This is a genomic window from Bacteroidia bacterium (genome assembly GCA_041391665.1).
In the GTDB taxonomy this organism is placed as follows: domain Bacteria; phylum Bacteroidota; class Bacteroidia; order J057; family J057; genus JAGQVA01.
The window spans coordinates 275,834-298,569 of the sequence record JAWKNO010000001.1; the positions used below are offsets into that span (position 1 = coordinate 275,834).

At 45.9% G+C, this 22,736-nt stretch carries 20 protein-coding genes; 10 read left to right on the top strand and 10 right to left on the bottom strand.

Annotation, left to right across the window (positions count from 1 at the left end):
* Window positions 1-276 precede the first annotated feature (276 nt).
* Together R3D00_01160 and R3D00_01165 are read left to right on the top strand one after the other, a co-directional pair.
* Complete coding sequence (locus R3D00_01160; protein ID MEZ4771757.1) at window positions 277-1,242, top strand: hypothetical protein; 966 nt, start codon at window positions 277-279, stop codon at window positions 1,240-1,242.
* Between the two features lies 1 nt (window position 1,243).
* Complete coding sequence (locus R3D00_01165; GenBank protein MEZ4771758.1) at window positions 1,244-2,035, top strand: hypothetical protein; 792 nt, start codon at window positions 1,244-1,246, stop codon at window positions 2,033-2,035.
* Window positions 2,036-2,253: 218 nt separating this feature from the next.
* On the opposite strand, the gene R3D00_01170 is transcribed toward R3D00_01165, so the two are convergent.
* On the bottom strand, window positions 2,254-3,759 hold the full coding sequence (locus R3D00_01170) for a T9SS type A sorting domain-containing protein (protein MEZ4771759.1): 1,506 nt from the start codon (window positions 3,757-3,759) through the stop codon (window positions 2,254-2,256).
* Window positions 3,760-3,946: 187 nt separating this feature from the next.
* Here R3D00_01170 and R3D00_01175 point away from each other — a divergent pair, with 187 nt between their 5' ends.
* From R3D00_01175 to R3D00_01185, 3 genes are read left to right on the top strand one after another with little or no spacing between them, the layout of a single operon-like run.
* Entirely contained in the window at window positions 3,947-6,355 is a 2,409-nt protein-coding gene (locus R3D00_01175) for a HEAT repeat domain-containing protein (protein MEZ4771760.1), read from the top strand.
* On the top strand, window positions 6,348-7,421 hold the full coding sequence (locus tag R3D00_01180; protein ID MEZ4771761.1) for a TIM barrel protein: 1,074 nt from the start codon (window positions 6,348-6,350) through the stop codon (window positions 7,419-7,421). Before R3D00_01175 ends, R3D00_01180 begins: the two co-directional genes overlap by 8 nt.
* Window positions 7,422-7,435: 14 nt before the next feature.
* A complete protein-coding gene (locus R3D00_01185) occupies window positions 7,436-8,659 on the top strand; it encodes an MFS transporter (protein MEZ4771762.1) in 1,224 nt (407 codons plus the stop codon).
* Here R3D00_01185 and R3D00_01190 read toward each other — a convergent pair.
* Entirely contained in the window at window positions 8,643-9,092 is a 450-nt protein-coding gene (locus R3D00_01190) for a hypothetical protein (protein MEZ4771763.1), read from the bottom strand. The two genes, R3D00_01185 and R3D00_01190, sit on opposite strands and share 17 nt — an antisense overlap.
* Window positions 9,093-9,173: 81 nt before the next feature.
* Here R3D00_01190 and R3D00_01195 point away from each other — a divergent pair, with 81 nt between their 5' ends.
* Complete coding sequence (locus tag R3D00_01195) at window positions 9,174-9,734, top strand: hypothetical protein (GenBank protein MEZ4771764.1); 561 nt, start codon at window positions 9,174-9,176, stop codon at window positions 9,732-9,734.
* A gap of 147 nt (window positions 9,735-9,881) precedes the next feature.
* Here R3D00_01195 and R3D00_01200 read toward each other — a convergent pair whose 3' ends face one another.
* Entirely contained in the window at window positions 9,882-10,544 is a 663-nt protein-coding gene (locus tag R3D00_01200; protein MEZ4771765.1) for a polysaccharide deacetylase family protein, read from the bottom strand.
* A gap of 19 nt (window positions 10,545-10,563) precedes the next feature.
* Window positions 10,564-11,412 (bottom strand): hydroxymethylglutaryl-CoA lyase, encoded by an 849-nt coding sequence (locus tag R3D00_01205; protein ID MEZ4771766.1) that lies wholly within the window; start codon window positions 11,410-11,412, stop codon window positions 10,564-10,566.
* A 29-nt stretch (window positions 11,413-11,441) separates the two neighbouring features.
* On the opposite strand from R3D00_01205, the gene proB reads away from it, so the two are divergent.
* Both proB and R3D00_01215 read left to right on the top strand, forming a co-directional pair.
* Window positions 11,442-12,476, top strand: a complete 1,035-nt coding sequence (proB, locus tag R3D00_01210; GenBank protein MEZ4771767.1) for a glutamate 5-kinase — start codon at window positions 11,442-11,444, stop codon at window positions 12,474-12,476.
* Window positions 12,473-13,720, top strand: a complete 1,248-nt coding sequence (locus tag R3D00_01215; protein MEZ4771768.1) for a glutamate-5-semialdehyde dehydrogenase — start codon at window positions 12,473-12,475, stop codon at window positions 13,718-13,720. Before proB ends, R3D00_01215 begins: the two co-directional genes overlap by 4 nt.
* 7 nt (window positions 13,721-13,727) lie before the next feature.
* Here R3D00_01215 and R3D00_01220 read toward each other — a convergent pair whose 3' ends face one another.
* Window positions 13,728-14,396 (bottom strand): Uma2 family endonuclease, encoded by a 669-nt coding sequence (locus tag R3D00_01220; GenBank protein ID MEZ4771769.1) that lies wholly within the window; start codon window positions 14,394-14,396, stop codon window positions 13,728-13,730.
* Window positions 14,397-14,495: 99 nt separating this feature from the next.
* On the opposite strand from R3D00_01220, the gene R3D00_01225 reads away from it, so the two are divergent.
* Window positions 14,496-15,359 carry an alpha/beta hydrolase-fold protein gene (locus R3D00_01225; protein MEZ4771770.1) on the top strand — a complete coding sequence of 288 codons (864 nt, stop codon included), beginning with the start codon at window positions 14,496-14,498 and terminating at the stop codon, window positions 15,357-15,359.
* Between the two features lie 29 nt (window positions 15,360-15,388).
* On the opposite strand, the gene R3D00_01230 is transcribed toward R3D00_01225, so the two are convergent.
* The 5 genes from R3D00_01230 to R3D00_01250 form a co-directional block, all read right to left on the bottom strand.
* Window positions 15,389-17,548 carry a hypothetical protein gene (locus R3D00_01230; GenBank protein ID MEZ4771771.1) on the bottom strand — a complete coding sequence of 720 codons (2,160 nt, stop codon included), beginning with the start codon at window positions 17,546-17,548 and terminating at the stop codon, window positions 15,389-15,391.
* A gap of 26 nt (window positions 17,549-17,574) precedes the next feature.
* Complete coding sequence (locus tag R3D00_01235) at window positions 17,575-18,117, bottom strand: lysophospholipid acyltransferase family protein (GenBank protein ID MEZ4771772.1); 543 nt, start codon at window positions 18,115-18,117, stop codon at window positions 17,575-17,577.
* Window positions 18,118-18,170: 53 nt separating this feature from the next.
* The gene (locus tag R3D00_01240; GenBank protein ID MEZ4771773.1) at window positions 18,171-20,000 is read right to left on the bottom strand and encodes an ATP-binding protein; all 1,830 of its coding nucleotides are present in this window, start codon (window positions 19,998-20,000) and stop codon (window positions 18,171-18,173) included.
* A gap of 204 nt (window positions 20,001-20,204) precedes the next feature.
* The gene (locus tag R3D00_01245; GenBank protein ID MEZ4771774.1) at window positions 20,205-21,305 is read right to left on the bottom strand and encodes an acyloxyacyl hydrolase; all 1,101 of its coding nucleotides are present in this window, start codon (window positions 21,303-21,305) and stop codon (window positions 20,205-20,207) included.
* A 6-nt stretch (window positions 21,306-21,311) separates the two neighbouring features.
* Entirely contained in the window at window positions 21,312-21,788 is a 477-nt protein-coding gene (locus tag R3D00_01250; protein ID MEZ4771775.1) for a peroxiredoxin, read from the bottom strand.
* 119 nt (window positions 21,789-21,907) lie between these two features.
* On the opposite strand from R3D00_01250, the gene R3D00_01255 reads away from it, so the two are divergent.
* Window positions 21,908-22,705 (top strand): T9SS type A sorting domain-containing protein, encoded by a 798-nt coding sequence (locus R3D00_01255; GenBank protein ID MEZ4771776.1) that lies wholly within the window; start codon window positions 21,908-21,910, stop codon window positions 22,703-22,705.
* Window positions 22,706-22,736: the final 31 nt, after the last annotated feature.

The following is a 22,736-nucleotide window of genomic DNA, read 5'->3' on the forward strand; positions in this document are numbered from 1 at the left end:
AGATCACAAAGAAAAAGCCTCTTAGTGCGTCTGCCTTAGCAGATGAGGCCTTTGTGTTCTTCGTGGTTACTCCTTTTCATTCAAAAAGTCTCTGCATCCCAATTACTTTATAATTCCGATATATTTTATAAAAAGTTTAGGAAAGCGAAAAACATTCGCTTAATTCGAATATTATATATTACTAAAAGAGAATAATATAAGTATGAAAACCTTACACATCCACACATCCACACATCCACACATAATTTTATTTATGTAGCCTTCATTGCACTCTTTTTGATATCCTGTCAAAAAAATCCGCTGGAGAAAACCCAACCTGAATCCTCTCTGGAAGTTGCCAACCCCCATAATTTAGCTTTGATTCAACAAGCCTCCGGCATTGCCCTTTTCCCGGAAATTGTGAATGAAAATGGGATTCTTCATTTTTCCAACCTCGATCATTATAATTCTACCTTAGAACAACTGGCCCTGATGGAGAATCAGTGGGTAGATGAATATAGCCTGAATGAAAGCGACCATATCATCCCGGACGAGGCGTTGGAAGCATTTGAGGATATGCTGGAATTCTATTCTCTCCGGAAATTTATCGAGCAGGATGAGGATGTTTTCCTTCGAAGCGGTAGTGAAAACTGGGCAGATCGCCTGGAGGTTACCCACTTCATCAAAGATGATTATGTACGAACAGTTCTGAATCCATCCGCAGAGATTATTATCGGAAATTCTGTATTTAAGTATGTTACAAATGAGGTAATTGTCGAAATTACCGATGGAAACATGAATACGCTTGAAATCGTGCGAAATTACTTTGCCTCACAAGATGATATTATCACAACTGTTCCTGCGGGTATGGGCGGTGGAAATGTGATTCTCCATTATCCAAATTTTTCTGTACCCATCATCGTTACCGGCCCGTCTGTTGAGACTTGTCCTTCTACGGCATTTGAATTACTGCTTCAATGGGATGCGTCGGATAAATCCGCGATGGATTTATCGGTGGGGTTGAGTGATAATGTTAGTTCTATCCTGGCGATGAATAGCGGCTTATTGGCCAGTCAGTTTGATCTTTTGGTGTCGAATGTAGATGGCACAAATATAACGTCTATTTTTTCATTTAGCGTCCCCCATTCACACGGAACCCGAAAATTTTATGTTCACAGTGAATCTGTGGCTTCTTTTCATAATGTAGAAGATAATAACGATACCGAATCGGGTATTCTTCGTCTTACTGATAATTGCAACTAATATGCGTTTTTTAATATTTGGGGCCATTTTGTGGGTGTTTTCAAGTTACACTCCCATTCAGAGTCAAATCCTCCGAAAAGATAAAATTGGTATTAGCCTTCAGTTGCGATTAGGACATGTATATCCGCCGCAGCATTTTGTGCCGACGTTTTACGTTTTGCCTCCGGCGTTGATGTTTATTGAAGACTTCCCCCGGATGGAGATTCGCCCTTTAGCAGGCGGCGGGTTGAAAGCGGAATACCGCTTGCGGAAAAAATGGCTTACTTCTCTGGGGATTCATTATCAGTACTACCAACTGAACGGGCGAGTGGGTTCCGTTCAATCCTCTCTTTCGCGTATTTTTGAACAGTCCTGGTCGGAAATCAATGCCCCGGTAGAGTTTACCTATGCTTTTCCCCTCAGGCAGTCGGGGTACGGACTAGCGATCAGTTTGGGAACCGTATTTGCGGGGTATTTTTGGGATAATACAGCACGTCATGGTGTAAACTACAGAGAAAACACGATGATTGTTCGTCTTCAACCCATTCGACTGGTGAATGTGCGGTATCGGTTTCGGATGGCGATGATATTTCCGTTGAAAAAGGAGCCATTTCAAATCGGGCTTGAGGGGGACTGGGCAAGGTTTAGCCCGATTCGTCTGGAAATCAGTCACTACATATTGGATGATCCATCCGGTTTTGGCGGTCTTCCGGATCCCGAATACCTGACATACCAGTACTGGCAGAAGATTTTTCCTCATCAGGTGAGTTTGTTTATTTCGATTCCACTGGTGACCCTGATATCGGAAAAATAAGGAGCTAACAAAATCCGCAAAACACTTCTTAGCGACCTTTGTGCCCACCATTTTGCGATACCTTTGTGAACTTTGCGATTCCTTTGCGACCTCTGCGAGAAACCCTTTTCGCCAACCGGAGGTTTCACGCAAAGTACGCCAAGAACCGCAAAGTACGCCAAGGGGTAAGTACCTGCCATTGTGTCCTCTCTGTTTAAAAAGAGGAACCACTATCTTTTTCAACTCCCCGATTTCACGAGTCTTGAATAGACAGGGTAAGGCGTCGCTTCCGACGAAAGGATCAAGGTATAAATGCCCGAAGGGAGCGAAGACAAATCCCATAATTCTTCCAGGCATATAGAATAATTTTTGCCGGACTTCCGGACGACCACTTTCCCCTGGGCATCCACAATCTGGGCGGTCCAATCACCTATGTATTTTTCTCCACAGAAGGATAAGGTAATTTCTCTATCCGCAGGATTGGGATAGATTTCCAGAAAGGGTTTTGGGGTGAGTTTTTCGCGGGAGAGAATCATTTCCGGTCGAATGCAATAAGTGCCTACGGTGTCGGTGAGTTTTTCGGCGCAGATAAGGCATTTTCCCCAATCCGCTTGAAATATAAAACCCGTTGATCCAAGCCCCTCTCCCCATGAGTAGATTGATCCGGGCAGGAAATGATTATAGACATTATTCACAGAATCGAAATTGGTGAAACTCTCTACATAGAAAGTAAGGTGATTATTCCATTTCGGGTTATAAATAGGTCCCACAATAATGTGATAATCAAAAAAATCATAACTAAGGAATGGGGGGGAGAAAACACTTATACGGTTATTTATGACAAAAGAAGAGAGAGTTGTTTTGGGTCCATAATAAATAGTATCATGATACAATGTATAGGGATTAACCCCATATGGGAATACATACATAGACTCTTCCTTCATCCGGTAAAAGACCGTATCCTGGGAGTTGCTCCACCATTTATCCAATACCTCGGTCCAGAAAATAGTATAGATGTAGTTCGGCCCAGATTCACAAAATTCCAGATCCCCATAGGTAAATCTCTCTCCAATTTCAAAGTCATAAATATCTTCTAACCACGGCATTTTTCCGCCGAGACTAATTTCTTCAATCCCGTGTAAAACGATTTTATCCCGCTGATTCAACTTAACGAGAGTATTGCCAAATTGATAATACCGGTAATAGACCGGCAAAAAGACCTTCGTCTGAATCAGGCCATAGGTCTGAGAGAGTAATAAAGTATCGCCTGTTGAGAGGGTGATGGTAAGAAGGGAATCGGTGACTCCGAGAAAATTATTTTCAGACCGGAGGATCAGCGTTGCAGTTACGGCGGAATCGGCATGAAAGGTCCAGCTTGTCTGTAAAGGTACCTGTGTCCGGATAAAGAAAGTATCGGCATCAGAGGTGACAAAAAGATAATCGCCTCCGGGTTTTTCGATCATTTTTTGTCCCATGATGTTGTCGGAATCGGCGCGTATCCCAGATAAATTCTCCCGCCCGATCCTATTAAAATAATAAAGGGTATCCGATCCCTGTGTTTCGACCGAATCTATGCGAAAAGAGTAAAGTCCGTTTAAGATAACCGAGTCCGGGGAATTATCACGATAACTACAATCATACACATACGTCCAGTGAGGATGGAAAGGGCGGTAGTTTTGACTGAGGAGACTAAGCGCCGGAAAACATAAGCCCAGCGTGAGAAAAACGGATAAAGGCGTTTTCATAAGAGATTGTCTCTGATTTGTGATAATTTTCTTCTGTACTGGCAATTCCCATGACTCAATAAACATCTTTTTGTAAGATAGAAAAATTATATGGCAAAATGGGTATTTCAAACTGCTGCTCTCAAAAATTCCATTTCTCCCCCCAAAAACCTATTTTAGTTCTGACTCTGGACTAACTCTGCTCGTGATGAAACATTTCCTTTCCTCCTGCGTGCTTTTGGGCGTGTTGTTTTTCTCCTGCCAAAAGGAAAACTCCACTCCCGATAACACCGCGCCTGTCCTCTCTCCCGATGAAGAATCGGCGACTTTTCAGCTTGTGCCGGGGCTGGAAATCCGGCTGGTTGCTTCGGAGCCGCTGGTGGAAGAACCGGTTTTTATCACCTTCGACGAAGACGGAAGAATGTGGGTAGCCGAAATGCGCGGTTTTATGCCCGACATTGATGGTACGGGCGAAACTGATCCCATCGGGCGAATCTCTATTTATACCGACGAGGATGGCGACGGACAAATGGATACGCGAACCGTTTTCCTTGACAGCCTGGTTTTGCCCCGATCTATTGCCGTCGTAAAAGGCGGTGCACTGATCGCCGAAAATATCCCGCTCTGGTATGCCGAAGACACCGACGGCGACCTGATCGCAGATCGCAAAACACTGATTGACTCGACCTACGGCGGCAAAGGCCTGCCCGAACATTCACCCAACGGACTCTGGCGGGGCATGGACAACTGGTACTACAATGCCAAATCCAAATACCGCTACCGCCTGGTGGAGGGAAAATGGATAAAAGAAGAAACGGAGTTTCGCGGCCAGTGGGGCATTTCTCACGACGATGCGGGGCGGCTTTACTACAATTACAACTGGTCCCAACTCCACGCCGATATTGCGCCTCCCAATTACCTCTCCCGCAATGCACATCACACCTCCGGCACAGGCATAGATGTGGGGGTCTCCACCAACCGGGCGGTATTTCCCATTCGCCCCAATCCGGCGGTAAACCGGGGGTATGTTCCCGGCTCTCTCGACGAAAACGGCCGCCTGCTGGAATTTACCTCCGCCTCCGCTCCGCTGGTTTATCGGGGGGCCACCTTTACGGAAGAATACCGTGGAAATGTATTTGTCTGTGAACCTGCAGGCAATCTGATCAAACGAAATATCATCGATGAGGGCGAATTGACCCTCCATTCGCATTTTGCGTATCCGGATAAAGAGTTTCTCGCGGCGACAGATGAGCGGTTCCGCCCGGTATTTCTTGCCACGGGCCCCGATGGCGCTTTGTATGTCGCAGATATGTATCACGGCATTATTCAGCACGGGGCGTATATCACGCCTTATTTGCGGGAGCAGTATATTCAACGGGGACTGGACAAAGGCATTCACTACGGCCGCATCTGGCAGATAAAACCGAAGAATGCAAATTTGCCCGAAACCGAAAAGCTATCACAAAAATCTTCTGTCGAACTTGTGGCCCTTCTTTCCCATCCCAATGGCTGGTATCGGGATGTTGCCCAGCGGTTGCTCGTAGAAAGGAGAGATTTGTCCATCGTGCCGGAGATACAAAAACTCGTTGCTGGTAAAAGCAATTTTCCCGGAAAACTACACGCGCTCTGGACATTGGAGGGAATCGGTTATACCGAAACGGATATTTATGAGCAGGGGGCAAATGACCCTCACCCGAAAGTTCGCGCTGCGGCGATTCGTTTGTTGGAAATCATTAGCCAAAAAAATCCTGCGGCTGAAAATGTCTTTAAAAAAGTGCTGGTTAACGGAAAGGACGATCCATCGCCGGAGGTACAGCTTCAGGTTTGTCTGAGCCTGGGCGTCTTAACCCCTCAGGAATCTTTACCCATACTTTCGGAGATTCTGAGTCAGTATGCGGACAGCGCATTGTTTCGGGATGCAGTAATGAGCAGTCTGGAAAACAGAGAGCAGATGATGTTGCGTCAGCTCAGTGGAGAATGGAAAGAAGCTTCTTCCGGGAAATCCATTTTTCTGGAAATGCTCACCACCGCTATTCTGCGGAAGGGCGATAAACGCGAGATCGCCGAACTGGAAAAAATAGCCAGAACTCCCGGCAGGTGGGAAGAATGGCAAAGTGAGGCAATTGCCCGTGTGTTGGCCCTGCAAATCAAAAATGAAACAACAAAAGCAGATTCGCTTTCTGCGAATGAGGTCATACCCGTTGAGCGGATGGTTGCAGGCAGGCAACTTTTCCTCAATACCTGCAGCGGCTGCCACGGTTCTAACGGAGAAGGGATGAAAAATTTTGCTCCGCCGCTGGCGGGTTCTGAATGGGTAACCGGCGACAAAAAGCGGCTGATTTTGTTGGTTCTTCATGGGCTGGAAGGCCCATTGACGGTCAATGGCCATTTGTACGACAAACCCGAAATCCTGCCGGTCATGCCTTCATTTACGATTCTCGATGATAAAGATCTGGCCGAAATTCTCACCTATATCCGCAACGCATGGGGAAATACTTCAGAATCTGTTTCTCCCGGAGATGTAGGACACACCCGGCATACTTCCCAGGGGCGTGTGATTCCCTGGACCGAAAAAGAATTGCTAAATATTCAACCAACCCCTGAACCCAATGAGTAATTTACCCATCAACAGAAGGCAGTTTGTCACCGGAACTGCTGCACTCATCGCCTTGTCTCCCTTGCTGCGCGCCGGTTCTTTTCTCACCGGCAGGCGAATGGGAATAGCCCATGCTTCTTATGCCGTTCGCTGGCGCTCAAAAACAGAAAGTGTAAAATATCCCGGTTTTACCGACTCAATGTCCATGGCCGAACACTGTGGGAAAATCGGTGCCGGAGGGGTACAACTTGGCGTAGGCGGCTGGCAGGATGGAGATGCTGCCCGGATGAAAACCATTTGTGAAAACTACAATATGTTTTTTGAGGGCCAGGCTTCGCTTCCTAAAAGCGAAGGAGACATTCCCCGGTTTGAAAAGGATATTCAGCATGCAGTTGCTGCGGGTGCGACGATTGTGCGAACAGCCTGTCTGAGTGGCCGGCGGTATGAAAATTTTGAGACAAAAGAGGCCTTTCAAACATTTAAAGACAATGCCATTCAGTCGATTACGTGGGCAGAGCCGATTGTTCGCAAAAACCGAATCCGCCTGGCAATAGAAAATCATAAAGACTGGCGTGCCCCCGATTTGCTGGCGATACTCCGGCAGTTTGACAGTGAGTGGATCGGTGTGAATCTCGATTTTGGAAATAATATTTCCCTGCTGGAAGATCCGATGGAAGTGGTGAAGGCCCTTGCGCCCTATTCGTATACCACTCACATCAAGGATATGGGCGTGGCAGAATATGAGGATGGTTTTCTCCTGTCGGAAGTTCCGCTGGGGGAGGGGATTTTGGATTTGCGGCAGATGATAGACATTTGCCTGGAACACAACCCCGGCATGACCTTCAATCTGGAAATGATTACACGCGATCCGCTCAAGGTACCATGTCTGACGGATAAATATTGGGCGACATTTGAAGATGTTTCGGGAAAAGAACTGGCAATGACTTTAGGTATGGTAAAAAAATTAACGTCAGGCAAAGGCTTGCCCGTGATTGAAAATGAGAAACCCGAAACAAAACTTGCCGTTGAAGAGAAGAATATTCTTTCTTCCTTCACTTACTCAAGACAAACCCCCGGGCTGTACTGAGCCTGGCAGTTATTATGTTTCAAAAGACCCTTACGCTTTACCGGAATTCTTTTAGTGGACTTCCCCGCGAGATATGGCTGATATCCATGGTTTCGCTGATCAACCGCAGTGGCGCAATGGTCGTCCCGTTTCTCACGGTTTACCTTACCCGGAGTCTGGGCTTTAGCCTGATAGAGGCAGGGTGGGTGATGAGTGCATTTGGGTTGGGTTCTATTGCCGGTGCTTTTGTCGGCGGGAGGCTGACCGATAAGGTAGGTCATTATGAGGTGCAGTTCTGGAGTCTGCTGTTTGGCGGGGGAATGTATTTTGTGCTGATGCAGATGGAAACGCTATGGACGATTGCATTGACGACGTTTTTCACCAGTTTTGTGAATGATACTTTTCGTCCGGCAAATATGGCTTCGATCAGTGCGTACAGTCCCAAAAACTTATACACACGTTCTGTTGCTCTGCTTCGGTTTGCGATTAATCTGGGTTTTTCGATTGGTCCGGCGGTGGGGGGATTTCTCGCTGCAACGGTAGGCTATAAGTGGTTATTTGTTGTTGACGGATTTACCTGCATCACTGCGGCTTTGGTTTTCAGAATGTTTGTTCCCCATAAACATGAAGAAAAGCCCGTAGAAGAACCTGCAAAAAAGGGCGTACCCAAGGTTAGGTTTTCGGTTTTAAGTGACCGGCCATTTATTCTGTTTGCATTTTTTCAGCTGATGATTTCTGTAGCATTCATGCAGTTTTTTTCGACGATTCCTGTTTTCTGGAAAGAGAATATGGGGTTAAATGAAGATGTGATCGGGGCATTGATGGCCTTGAATGGAATTATGATCGTGGCAGTGGAAATGCCCATGATTTATCTGATCGAAAACCGGTTTTCCCGACTTGGCCTTGTGATGGGGGGAATGATCGCTATGGGGCTGGCTTTTATGTCTTTGTGGCTGGGTGGCGTGTGGATATGGGCTGCATTGGTTTTTGTTATTCTCGTTACGATTGGAGAAATGATCAATTTCCCCTTTGGCAATACTTATGCACTGGATCGTGCTACTCCAGCCACGAGGGGAAAATATATGGGACTGTACTCGATGATATTTTCGACTTCATTTGTGATTGCTCCGCCATTGGGTACATGGATTGCAGGCAGTTTTGGGTTTGGAACGTTATGGTTTGTGCTTACGATATTATGTTTGGTTGCTGCACTAGGAATTAATTATCTGCGGATTCAGGATGCTAAGACCTTGAGTTAAAAAATTTTTTATACAACGGACCCCGCATCGCAAATTGCAAATATAAAACCGGGTACATGATATAGTCGAGTAGAAAAAATGGCGTACGAAAAGTAATGTCATCTGTAATAATGCTATTGTTCACGCCATGTTGAGTTACCAGATGACGGTGTCGCCAATAGCGCAGAAATCCCGGCAACTTTTCACCCTCATCCACAAACCATGCAGAATCGGATCCGATGGAATCTTCTGTTATTTTGCTTATCCATTCCTGTTTGAGAAGTCCCAGAATAGTCAGTTTTAGATGGACAGTATTGCCGGTTTGTGAGCCATCAAACTGAACGATTTCCAGGTGGATACCCGGCGGTTTTAGTGCCTCAAATAATTTGCGGTCAAATCGGCCAAACACATCCCGGAAGTGTCCGGATACAGGAGTTTTTAGTAAAATTCGCATATAGATAAAACCATTGGATTTCCGGATTGTTCACTAACTTGTGTGTTGAATCCCTACATTTTTGTCAAAATATTTGTTCTCATGTACGGTAATCTGCTTAAAGATAAATTTCCCCAGGACGAAAAAAACGGGTTGTATAAGGTCCCTAATTTACCGGCAGTCAAGCTCGGCAAAATCCTCACCAGCGATACCCGCATCGCCAGTCCCAATGATGTATTGGCGCTTCATCTTCACTCAGGCACTTTCAGCAAGAGTGTACTGATCTTCACCAAAGATCGCTGTTTTTATCCAGACGGTTCTTTTTTATTAGAGGATGTGAAGGAGATACAGGTTGAAGGGAGCCGTCTTATTGTTTTTGCCAACCAGCAGGCGCAACTGGTTCCGCATAAACTTTCTGTCAAAAGCGAGCAGGTAGCTCAGATTTTGAAAAAATTGCTGGAGTCAATCGCACATCACGATCCGGTATCAGAGGAAATGAATAAAAAGCTCTATGAGGGTTTTAGTACCACAGAGCTGGATTGGCTGAATCTTCGGGATGAGATTATGCGGACAATCGATATGTTGTATGACCGATATAACGATGGAAAGATTTCTATTCTGGATTATGAGGAGAAAAAGCAGGAGTTGCTGGATCGGCTGTAAATAAGGCTGTTTTAAGTTATCTGAATTGAAACCGCGAATGAGCAAATGATAGACGAATATTGAAGAACTGTTTTCATTCGTCTTCCATCCGTGTCGAAGATCCGTACCGGACATTTGTGGTTTCTATATCAAAAGGCAAATCAAAGATTACTTCTTTTTCCTTTTCTGACTCATCGTACTATTCGGTATCGAAGAGAATGTAAAGCCTTTTTCTGAGAAAAATTTTAGTATCTCTGGCAGCGCATATTCCAGTCGGCCAAAACCTTTGACGCTGTCGTGCAGAAGCACAATTGACCCCTTCCGCGCATTGCGAATGACGTTGTGATAGCAATCTTCCCCTGATAAACTGATATCAAAATCTGCGGAGATGACATCCATCATGACAATTTCATTTTCCTTCAAAATTTGTTTTGCCTGCTGCGAAGTGATTTTCCCATACGGCGGGCGGAAAAATTTTGTCTGATAACCGGTGAATTCTGCAATGGTCTGCCGGGCAGAAAGAACGTCTTTCAGGTAGGTTTTGGCGGAGGTTTTCCATCCACTCATGTGAGTGTCAGAATGGTTACCCACCATATGTCCCGCATCGATGATCCTGTGAACAATATCCGGGTGTTGCCTGACATTTTTCCCGATAAGAAAAAAAGATGCCTTTGCCTGAAAAGCCTTTAGCTGAGCCAGCACCCAATCCGTCACCTCCGGAGTCGGGCCGTCATCAAAAGTGAGGTAAATGGTTTTTTTGTCGGTGGGAATCCGCCATATATATTCAGAATAATAATTTCTAACCAGTTTGGGTATTTTGATCAGGTACATAAACAGTGTTTTTGGGTATTCATTCAAATACCTTAAGTGCGATAGCTGACGCCGCCGAAAATGCCACAGGATCGATGCCCGTTGCGATTTTTTTTGTTTCGCAAAATGCGATCAGGCTCTCCGTTGAGATATTGCCCACAAGCTCATCTTCCGCAAATGGACATCCGCCAAAACCCATCATCGCCGAGTCAAATCTTCTGCATCCGGCATCCCATGCAGCTTCAATTTTTTCTGTCTGATGTTGTGGATGTGCATGAAAATGTGCGCCCAGCGTCACTTCCGGAAATTGAGGTATCAACCGGTCAAACAGGTAGTGTATGGAATCAATTTTCGCTGAACCTACCGTATCGGCCAGGGCAATGGTTCTGACTCCGGTTTTGACTATTTCCTCCATCCACCCTGCCGCAATATCTGCACTCCATGGGTCGCCGTAAGGATTTCCAAAAGCCATGGAAAGATATACTACCAGTTCTTTTTTGTTGTCAAGACACAATTGCTGAAGGTCTTTGACCAGAAACAATGATTCTGCTATAGTTTTTCGCGTATTGCGAATCTGAAAAGTCTCAGACAAAGAAAACGGATAACCCAGATAAGAAATCTGTGGATAAGCGCAAGCCTCCTGCGCGCCACGCAAATTGGCGACAATGGCCAGCAATCGGGTGGAAACATCCGTCAAATCCAACCCTTGTATCACCTGATGCGTATCGGCCATTTGCGGTACAGCTTGTGGTGAAACAAAACTGCCAAAGTCAATCGTGTCGAAACCGGCGCGGAGCAGGGCATTGATATAACGAATCTTAAGATCAGTCGGAATAAACCGGCTTATTCCCTGCATCGCATCTCTTGGACATTCGACAATCTTGAGCATAATATGTAGCTTGCATCGACAAAACTAAGATGAAAAAACCGATTCTCATACTCAAAATAGGAACCGGATCTATCACCCAAAAAGATGGGTCACTGGATGAACCGGTATTGGTTGAAGTAGCCCGCCAGCTTTCTCATTTACATAAACGATTTCGGCTCGTTGTGGTTTCTTCAGGTGCAGTTGGTACGGGTAAAAGATTTTTGCCTGATTTCTCCGGCTCCATTACCGAACGTAAAGCCGCAGCTGCAATTGGAAACCCGATTCTGGTAAATAAATATTCGCAGTTTCTCGCTCCTTACGGTATAGCCATTGCGCAAAGTCTCTGTGAAAGACAACATTTTTCCAACCGGAAACAATTCCTCCAGCTTCGCAATACCTTCGAAACACTCTGGGAAAACAATATTATTCCCATCGCTAACGAAAATGACGTGGTCAGCGATCTCGAACTTCGTTTCTCCGACAATGACGAGCTGGCAACCCTGATGGCTGTAGGATTTGGCGCAGAAAAACTCCTGATCGGCACTTCCGTGGAAGGGGTGCTCGACAGAGAAGGAAACGTACTTTCTCATGTAAAAGAAGTTGGTGAATCCATTCTCGGACTCGCCGATGATACGCGCTCCGGGCCTGGCCTGGGCGGTATGACTTCCAAACTCACGTTTGCCCGACTTGCTACCCGCATGGGAATCAAAGTTGTGATATTCGGACTCAAAATACCTGGTAGTATGTTGCTGGCTGCAGAGGAATCAGCCGGAACGGTATTTTCTCCTCAATCATCCACACTTTCTGCCCGGGACAAGTGGATTGCCAGCAGCAGTCTGGTTTCGGGGCGGTTGGAAGTAGATGGGGGTGCCCATCAGGCTTTGGTAAATCGTAAAAGTCTGCTCGCCGTAGGGGTAAAACGTGTGGTCGAACCATTTTCCAGAGGAGAAGTTTTTGAGCTGGTATATGAGACGGGAATTCCATTTGCCGTTGCCCGGGCGAGATTGTCTTCGGAAGAAATTGAGAAAAATATCGGGGCAAAAAACTTTGAAGTTGTTCACGCAGATGATATTGTGATCTTATGACAAGCATTATTCCTTTACTTCAGCAGGTTCAGCTCGCCGCCCCTTCTGTAAGGCGGTTGTCTGATCTTGAAAAACAAAACCTGCTGCGCGACATCGCCACACGGTTGTTGAAAAACGAATCGATTATTCTGACAGAGAACGAAAAGGATTTGGTCAGAATGGCCGACGATGACCCTAAAAAAGACCGCCTTCGGCTCACTCCGGAGCGTATCCGCGGACTCGCAGCCAGCCTTCAGGAAGTGGCCGCACTGCCCGATCCTTCGGGTAAACTGATTTCCGAAAAAGTACTGGAAAATGGCCTTCTGGTTCAGAAAATGGCCGTTCCGGTCGGAGTGGTAGGCATTATCTACGAATCCCGCCCCAACGTAACGGTCGATGTTGCCGCCTTGTGTATTCGTTCGGGAAATGCGATTGTGCTGAGGGGTGGATCTGACGCAACGTTTTCCAATAAAGTATTGGTTGGGCTTATTCACGAATCTATGCAAGGAGCAGGTGTGGATACACACGCATTATGCCTGCTTCCCACTGACCGGAAATTTGTGGAAGAACTGCTGACTGCCGACCGGTATGTAGATATTATCATTCCGCGAGGCTCTCAGGCATTGATTGATTTTGTGAGGGAGAATGCGACGGTTCCTACGATTGAGACGGGCGCAGGGGTTTGTCATACGTATGTAGCAGCTTCGGCAAATTTGGCGAAGGCGGCGGAAGTCGTAGTGAATGCAAAAGTTTCCCGCCCATCGGTATGCAATGCGCTGGATACAATTGTGGTTGACCGTACCATAGCCAAAACCTTTCTTCCGATGCTGAAACAGAGGCTGAGTGAGTGGTCTGTGGAAATATTCGCAGATGACGAATCTTTTGATATTCTCAATTCCGCAGATTATCCATTCCTTCTTCATGCGGAGGAATCAGACTTTGGACGAGAGTTTCTGGATTATAAATGTTCGGTGAAAGTGGTAGAAAATATGGACGAAGCGCTGGCACATATTCGCACCTATTCTTCCCGCCATTCGGAGGCGATTTTGTCGGAAGATGAGGCACAGTGTGAGCGGTTTTTGCAGGAAGTGGACGCCGCCGCGGTTTATGCCAATGCATCGACACGGTTCACCGACGGAGGCGTTTTTGGGCTCGGCGCAGAGATCGGTATCAGCACACAAAAGTTACATGCCCGTGGTCCATTCGCCCTGGAAAAACTCGTCACGGAAAAATGGATTGTGCGGGGAAATGGGCAGGTGCGGTAGGAATAAATTACTGATTGGTCAGATTCTGAAGAGTACTGATATTTTCATTCTCATCAAAAATGGATTCCACAGGAATGTTAAATCCTTTGATGGCGTAACTCTCAATAATTTCGCCATAGATATGGCGTTTGGCGGGGAAGTACTCGCGGTCACCTGCAGGAAGAATGTACTGGTCAATACACATTTTCACAGGGTCAATGATCCAGTATTCGCTTACGCCATGTGCTGCATAGTCCAGCCTTTTTGCACCCCGGTCAATCGCCGCAGTTTTGGGCGATAATATTTCAACAGCAAAATCAGGTGCCGGAAAAAGCGTCTGATCATCGGTAAACTGATCGGCAATCTCTTTTCTGAAAAATACGAGATCAGGTTCATAATCATTTCGGGTAAGAGAAATCATCACTTTTTCTGTTCCGACTACACCGAGTTGGTTTTTACGCACATATATGCTTAACAAACTCGAAAGTAAATCCGTGATTTTCCAGTGCGCTCTTCTGACCGGAGAATGGACGATAATCTCTCCGTTGATAAATTCAGCCTTTATATCGGGCGTTACCCATTCATAAAACTCCCGCCGCCGCCGCTGTTCTTCTTCCAGCGCAGCTTTGAGATACTTTAGTTGGAATAAAGCATCGGGGCGTTTGAGTATTTCGTCGGCTAGTGAGGTATGAGCCATGCTTTGAGATTCTTATTCCAAATATACGGAAAATATATTCGTGAATTCGTGGTTACTTTTTTCTTAATTGGTTCACAAACCATTTTATTCTAACTAACTATGAAAAAATTATCCTTTCTTCTGATTTGCGCTGTCCTGCCTCTTCTGATGGCGGCACAGGGCAGTAAAGTTTTTGATAATCTCACTCTCCCCAGCAAAATCCTCAACGGCGAACGAAAATACGCCATTTACCTTCCGCCTGACTACGAATCCTCCCAGCGAAGTTATCCCGTGCTGTATCTGCTTCATGGTGGCGGCGATGACCAGACCGGATGGGTGCAGTTTGGTGAAGTGCAGTATATTACAGATAAAACACTCAGTGAAGGAAAGGCTACGCCCATGATTATCGTCATGCCCGACGCCAATACCGGCCGCAGGGGCTATTTCAACGATGTGCGCGGCGACTGGCGGTATGAGGATTTTTTCTTCGAAGAATTTATCCCCTACATCGAAAAAACCTATCGCATCAAAAGCGAAAAACGCTACCGGGCAGTTGCCGGACTTTCGATGGGTGGCGGTGGGTCGTTTATGTATGCCCTGCATCATCCTGAAATGTTTTCTTCAGCATGCCCTCTTTCTGCTTCCACAGGTCCGCTTTCGCTGGAAGATACCGAGCGCTCTCTTGTCCGTTCGGGAATTGAGAAGCCGACGATGGCTCAAAAGCAAGCCTATTATGATCAGTACAGCGCCCTTGCCCTGATTGACAAGATGAAGGATGAAAATAAAACGGCTGTTCGCTGGTATATCGATTGCGGAGATGATGACTTTTTGTTTGAGGGAAATTCGCTGGTTCATATCGCCATGCGGAAAAAGGAAATTCCTCACGAATTTCGTGTGCGCGATGGAAGACACTCTTGGGTTTACTGGCGTGAGGCGCTGCCAACTGTTTTATCGTTTGTGTCAGACGCTTTTCACCAGAACTGAATTCTACCGGTGATTCAGTTTCATACTTCTCATTCGCGTTTTGCGGTACGGGCGATTTCAAGGTCGCGGCGAACTTCCGGGAGGTATTTTTCCCAGGAAAAGTCTCTCGCATTAAACCATGAGTCTTTGGGATTCCAGGCTGTTTTCCCGCCCAAATACGGCACTTCCCGATAATGACTGTGGGTAATCGTTGAAACTTTTTCCCAGTAACTCAGGCAGTTGGTCAGAAGCACAATTGCCTGAGTTTTGTTCTGTTCGTCACCTCCTTTTCTGTAAGCATGGAGTGAAATGGCAGCACGCAATTTGTCTGCAAAATACAGGCTTAACCATGCCCAGGTTTCGATATCTTCCAGCTCACAGGCAAACGCACCTTTAGGAGCAACCCCGCTTTGCCGGATTTGGTTTAGCAGTTCCAGTATTTCATTTGCATCGGAAGAAAGCAGGTTGGCGAGCTTGTCAGGTGTCGTGATTTCTTCGGCGATTTTTTGTTTCCGGCTAATGGCTTCCACAAATGAGGGAATGTTCATATAGTGAGGATCAAGCACCTGATGATCGATAAGTTCGTCAATGGAGATAAACGCTGAATGGCCATCGCTTAACCCTTTTGCTGCAAATGGCGCCAAAAACCCTTCGCTGTAAAGGGTATAGTCCCAGGTTGCCGCATGAAAAGAGGCGAGCTTCAGCGGCATTCTGCTTCCCAATTGAAAGGCTTTAAACATTTTTGCCCCGACTTTTTCGCCATACCTTCGGGCAAATGATGCTTCAAAAACAGCATCCGGAGTTTCCGGATTGTACAGCAGTCTGCCCCAGACCTGATAAAACAACCATTGTTTTTCGAAAGCATACTGCCAGGTTTGGTGTGAGCCGGAAAGGTGGGAATAATCCACAGCAGGAATATAACCTTCAGAACCCACAAAATAGCCTGTAACGTACTCTTTGCCGTTTTCCGCAATATGCGAACGCACAAAATCCGGTTCGCCCCAGCGAAGGATAAACATATCCTCATTCCGGATCATCCACTGTATGCGGTAGTTTTGGGGTAGGGGATTCCAGAACCGGTCGTCAATAGCACCGGAGTGGAAATCATGAGTCATGGCAAGCACAGGCGTTGAGTGTCCGTGCGACCAGTTAAATTTTATCTCTACATGCACGGGATCGGAAAAGCCTGCTTGATCAATCACCTTTTGCATTTCGACCGGAGAACCTGCGAGCACGGAGCGATGAATAAACCTGGCAGGCCGGTTGGCTGCCTGAAGGCCTTTCACAAAGGTTTCTTCGATCCATTTTTCTCTGTCCGCTGCCTGCATGGTTTGATCCGGGCCGAAGTTGTTCATCCAGTCGGCAAGCGTTACACCCAGACCAGTCAGGTCTTCGTATTCGTTGATCACCTGCGTTACGGTTTCACGCGTATAGCGGCGGACAAGTTCGGTAGTGTCGTTGAGTTCTTTTACCCCATAAGCTTGGGCCATTTGCGGTGAGACCACAATATTCCAGTTGACGATATAGGTTTCAATGCCTCTTTGTTTTGCCATCCGGAAAAGCCCTTTCCAGAAGGTTTGCCATTCAGCCAGTTCTGCGTCGGAGAGGGGGCAGGCTTCGGGAAAGTTTTTTGCCCGGATCATAAAAGGAAAAGGATGGCGGCTCCAGAGAGAAAGGACATTCAACCGGTTTTGCGCCATCATGTCCAGATATTCTTCCCAGAAAGCCAGGTCGCGACAAACATCACTATGAAGATCCATCTGCTCTCCTTCGCGATAGGGCGACCAGGGCAGGTTAAACTTAATGGCGCGGAAGGAGAATCGCGGTATTTCTCGTATCGGCTCCAGGTTGAGTTTGCCCTGGTGGAAGCGGTGGTTTTCGGCAATATCAAGGAGGGCGTACATGGCACCGGTTGCATCTCCGGCCAGAATTTCCCATTTGCCGGCAGTTTTTCCCCGGCGGATTTCAAATCCTCCAGCCGGCAGGCCGGGGGCAGGAACGGCAATGGATAGCTGCGATTTATCCTTTTGGTCAGTTCGAATGATTTTGATTCCAGATTCTGCTCCGGAACGAACAACTTGCTGAATCCCATGCAAAACAGGGAATTCTTCGCTATTTGCGAATAGAGTAATAGTCTGACTATGAATGGGCTGGAAACCGGCCAGGAGAAAACCCGCCAGGATCAGGGAGGAAAGGAGATTTCTGTACATAATAGCTGATATAATAGATTTTTCCCTCACCTTATTGTTTTCTCCGGATACTTCGGTGTCATACTTCGAAAATAATCCACCACTTTTTGAATATCGGCTTCCATATCAGGGCCTGCGAAAAAGGGTTCTGCAATGGTTACGATTTTCCGCTTATAATCAAATCCCGCCATCCGAATCGGGATTTGCGCTTTGCGAGCGATGTGGTAAAACCCGGTTTTTAGCTCCGGTACATAACTTCTTGTACCTTCAGGGGCAACTGCAATGGAAAACTCCTCGTGTTTGTTAAACAGATCAACCACGGCATCCACAAGGTTCTGATGTGCGCTCCGATCTACTGGATAACCACCGACGTACCGGAAAAACGCACCAAATGGCCAGCGAAACAATTGAGATTTTCCGAGGTATTTGGTGGGTAAACGAAGAATCGTTTTGGTAGCAAGCCCGAAGATAAAATCCCAGTTGCTGGTGTGTGGACCTGCAACAATAATATATTTTTTCTCCGGAGGGGCCTGGCCTTCAATTTTCCACCCCGAAAAAAACATAACTAATCTGGAGAGTAAGAGTAGCATAGCCTGTATCCTTTTTACACAGGCTTAATATAAAACTCTTTTTGTTAATATAACTACACCAGATAGGGACTCATCGCTTTCAACAGCTTTTTCTGCTGAATGGGTTTGGTGAGGAAATCGTTGAATCCGGCAGAAAGGCCTTTTTCCATTTCTCCGGCCATGGCAAAAGCGGTTTGAGCAATGACCGGCAGATTCGATTTTTTTTGCCTGATTTCTTTCAGTGCCTGATACCCATCTTTCTCCGGCATCTGGATATCCATCAAAACCAGATCAATATCATCAAAAAAGTCACAGATATCGATCACCTCCTGCCCGCTCTGGCCGCGAATGATTTTTGCCCCTGTTTTTCGGAGTATGCGGGAAAGAAGTTGAAAACTAACTTCGTCATCTTCAGCAATCAAAATAGTTTTTTTCTGCCAATCGAGGTGTAGGGTTTTCTGTTGTTTGGGTTCTTCTTCCGTCAGATCATCGGCCAGCGTAAATGGAAGCGTAAAAGAGAATTGTGAACCTTCTCCGGGCGTAGAATCCAGCCATATTCTTCCCCCCATCATTTCTGTCAGACTTTTGCAGATGGCCAGTCCCAGCCCCGTTCCCTCATTGAGCTTGGTGGATTGTTCTATTTTCCTGAATCGCTCAAATACATGATTTTGCCCTTCGTAAGGAATCCCGGTTCCCGTATCGCGAACAAAGAATTCTAGGGTTCGGTAGTCTCTGAAAGTATAACCAATCGTGATCCTTCCCTTTTCAGTGAATTTGATCGCATTGGAAATGAGGTTGACGAGAACTTGCTGAAGGCGGAATGTGTCAGTAATAATGGTCAGGTTGTCGTCGAGAATGGCCGGCGATAAAATGATCTCTACTTCCGGAGATTTGCGTGGGCTGAAAGAAAATGCCGCATGTAATTCGCGAAGCATATCGTTGAGGCGGCAATTTGCAGGACGAATATTCAGCTCGCCCGCTTCAATTTTAGAGATATCGATAATATCATCAATGAGGTGGAGGAGATGATCACCGCTGTTTTGTATGTGGCGAATAAATTCCTGTTGTTCGGTTTCTTCCACATTTCCTTCCTGCAACAAATGAGAGAATCCCAGAATGGCGTTCATCGGTGTGCGGATATCGTGCGACATATTGGACAGGAAGGCGGATTTGAGTCTGTCTGCTTTTTCTGCTTTTTCTTTGGCTTTGAGGAGTTTTTCCTGCCCGGCTTTCAGTGCTTCCATGGCAGATTTTTCCTTTTGCAGACTGGCTTCGAGTCCTTCCACCAAAATCGCCAGTGGAACGGCAACGATAAAGTTGAGCATCATAAAATTGATACCTACAACGGCCCACCCATCATGCGTATAGCTGTTAAGGTGAATATCAAAAGGAATTCCGGCAAACAGACAAACCCATATTAGCAGGATCGTAAAAAAATTAATAATCAGGCTGTAAATCGCACTTCGCATGCCAAGGAGCACACCTGATAAAACGGGAAAAGTAAAAAGATATACAAGCCCGGCACCCATCGGCCCAATCAGAATCAGCAAAAGGGTTCCTAAAAGGTAAAAAAGAGAAATCAGTATCCATACTCTTACCTGAAAAGAAATATTGGGCTTAAAAAATATAACGACAATACTTGCATAAACCAGTATATCAAGTAATGCCACCGCCGCAAGGTCATACTGCAGAGAAAGGATAATACTAGGTACCAGTGTCAAAAATCCCAGTACAATAGCTACCAGCGTAAGCGAAAAAAATATCCTTACCCGGTATGATGAGACCTCATGGTGTTCCCATAAGATTGGAGAAAGACGCTTCTTCGAAGCTCTATCCAGCAAGCGACCGAAAAAAAATGTGATTTTATCGATCCAGGCAGAAGACGTAAGGAGTTTGTTTTCCATGACCCGGTAATATTACCTGATCTGTGCTGGGAAAAGGAATCAAAACTTGGGCTTTTATTGCACAGGACTACCTGCCTATATGATTCTTTATTTTATATATACCAATCATTGGAAGGTTTTTGATGTGGAAAAACAACTGTTTTTATTAATTTCTTACTTCTCATTCACTCTGGCATTGTAAAAAAGGAGTCCTTCCGCAATTAGTCAAAATACAAACCCCACAGAAAAGTCAGCAAAATCGGCTTCTCCGCTATGAGCATGCACATAAAGGCCGATATAGGGCTGGAAATAGGGTTTTACCTGCTGGTCAGACAAATACCACTGTGTGCCAAAACGGGTATAAAGCAGGTAATTCATCTGATATGGTTTTTTGATATAGGGTCCAAGGTGTGCTACAATCGCCCAATGGCCAAATAAAAATTCTCCACCTGCATAGATGATTCCTCCGGTAGCGGCCTGTGCGGGTTTTTCAAAAGGAATATCCTGGTTTTGGATAAACGCCTGCAGGCTTTCTGCATAAAACCACTTGGTGCCGGCGCTCAGCCTGATTTTGTTATTCCAGATAGTGTTTAACGAAAAACTTCCCGCGTACACCGGGTAAAGTGGCCCGCCGGGAGACTTTTGAGAATTGACCCCATACCCAAGACTTATGCCCGGTTGCAACCTGCCCAATTTTTTGGCATCGGGTAAACTTTCGACTGATACCGGAAGCGACTTTTCCTTTAAGGTATACCCCGCCTTTACGGAAATCGCAGGAATATTTATCCCCAGATTGGGGACTTTTGTGCGGGCATTCGAGAAATGCGAATAACCCATCCCAATCCCTGTTTGCCAGCGTTCAGACAGCTGCCAGCGCGATTCCAGTTGGAGGAGGATAAAATTATTTATGGGCGATCCCATTACATTATTTCCCGGATTTGTCTGCCGATGGTAGGGTTTGGTGACGATTCCCAGCGAATAGCAATACGTAAATCTAAGCTGAAAGGAGCCGGACTCTTTCAACAGAAAAGAAAGGGTAGGAGTGAGGGAAAACCCATGTCCGAAAACTTCAGTATTCCCCGGAAAAAAAAACATAAACCGCAGTCCTGTTTCCGGAAAATGGTAGCGGTGGTGCCATTCCTTTTTTCCAGAAACACGTTGAGAAAATCCCCATTCTACTATGCTGGCATTATGTGTAATTTCTGGCCATAATGTATTGATTTTGAGCATTCGCCCATAGTGAGCCCCCGTGTAAATGACGGTTTGAGATTGTGCAGAGAGCACAAATTTCAGGAAAAAAAGCAGTAGAAAAAGGATCCTTGTCATACAGGTTTATTCAACCCAGACTTCCTCCAGGCCTTTGAGTATTTCCAGTGATTCCGAAATATGGTTGTCAATCTGAAACTGAGAGGAAAAGTGGTGCCGGATTATGCCCTTTTTATCGATAACAAAAGTTTCTCTTCCGGGAATCATTCCAAATAACGAACCCGAGACGCCGTACAATTTCCGGACGTGGTTGTCCGGATCGCTGAGTAGGAGGAACGGCAGGCGACGATTGAGTGCAAAAAGTTTATGCGAATCAACAGAATCGGCGCTTACGCCAATGACTTCAGCACCGGCGGTGATAAAATCTTCATAGGAATCACGGAATCCACAAGCTTCCTTTGTACAGCCAGCAGTTTCGTCTTTAGGATAAAAATAGAGGACAATATTTTTTTTTGTGAGGAAATCAGAAAGGCGTACCATATGGCCATTTTGGTTCCTCAACTCAAATTCCGGGGCAGGTGTGCCAACCTTTACCTTTGACATAAACAATATTCCTTTCGATGAATCGTAAAAGTATGAGGCAAAATTACAAGATATTTTCGGCTTTTCACTAAATTCGATCCTCAAACTGCAGGACGCAAACCTTAACCTAAACCTTCATCATGAAAGTATTACGACTCATTCTTTTGACAGCAGGAATAACCCTGGCCTTCCAAGTGGCTGTCTTTGGTCAGGCAAACTGTACTCCAGATACCAGTATCAAAACAATTGGGCTTTACCCCGATACTTTGATGACCGGATATGTAGGTGTTGGCTATTCCGATACGCTTCAGGCTGTTCTTCCGACAGATACGGCCGTTGGTGCGTTGGTTTTTTCTTTTTGCAGGTACAAAATTGTAGGTACGACCCCTGTTTTGGACTCTCTGGGGCTTTCTTTTGATTGCGACCAGCCTGATTGTGACTACAAAGTGGACCATGCGTCCGGCAATAAGCTCAACTGGGGTTGTGTGATTATTTCGGGTACCCCCACCAAACCTAATGATAGCCTGTTTGTAATGGTTCAGGCTGATCTGGGAACCTATGTTTCCGCTCAGGATACCTGTATCACTTCGTCATCTCTTACTCTGCCGTTTTCATTTGAGTTTCGGATCATGGACACCACAAGCACTTCTATTTTCCGTGATCTGAATCAGCGCGATCTTCAGATGAAGTTGTATCCCAACCCTACAACGGGAGTAAGCCATCTTGAATTTGACATGCCGCTGGGTGGCGATGTGGAGATTGATCTGGTGAATGCTCTCGGGCAAAATGTGCAGGGAGTATTTAACGGATTTGCCCACAACGGACACCATGTATTTGAAATTCCTACCGAAACACTTCCATCAGGGTTGTATTTTGTCCGCATTAATTTAAACAACGGAGAGAATATCCTTGCAAGAAGATTGGCAATCAGCCGCTAGCTTTCTGTAACTTCAAATAACGCCCCAGATT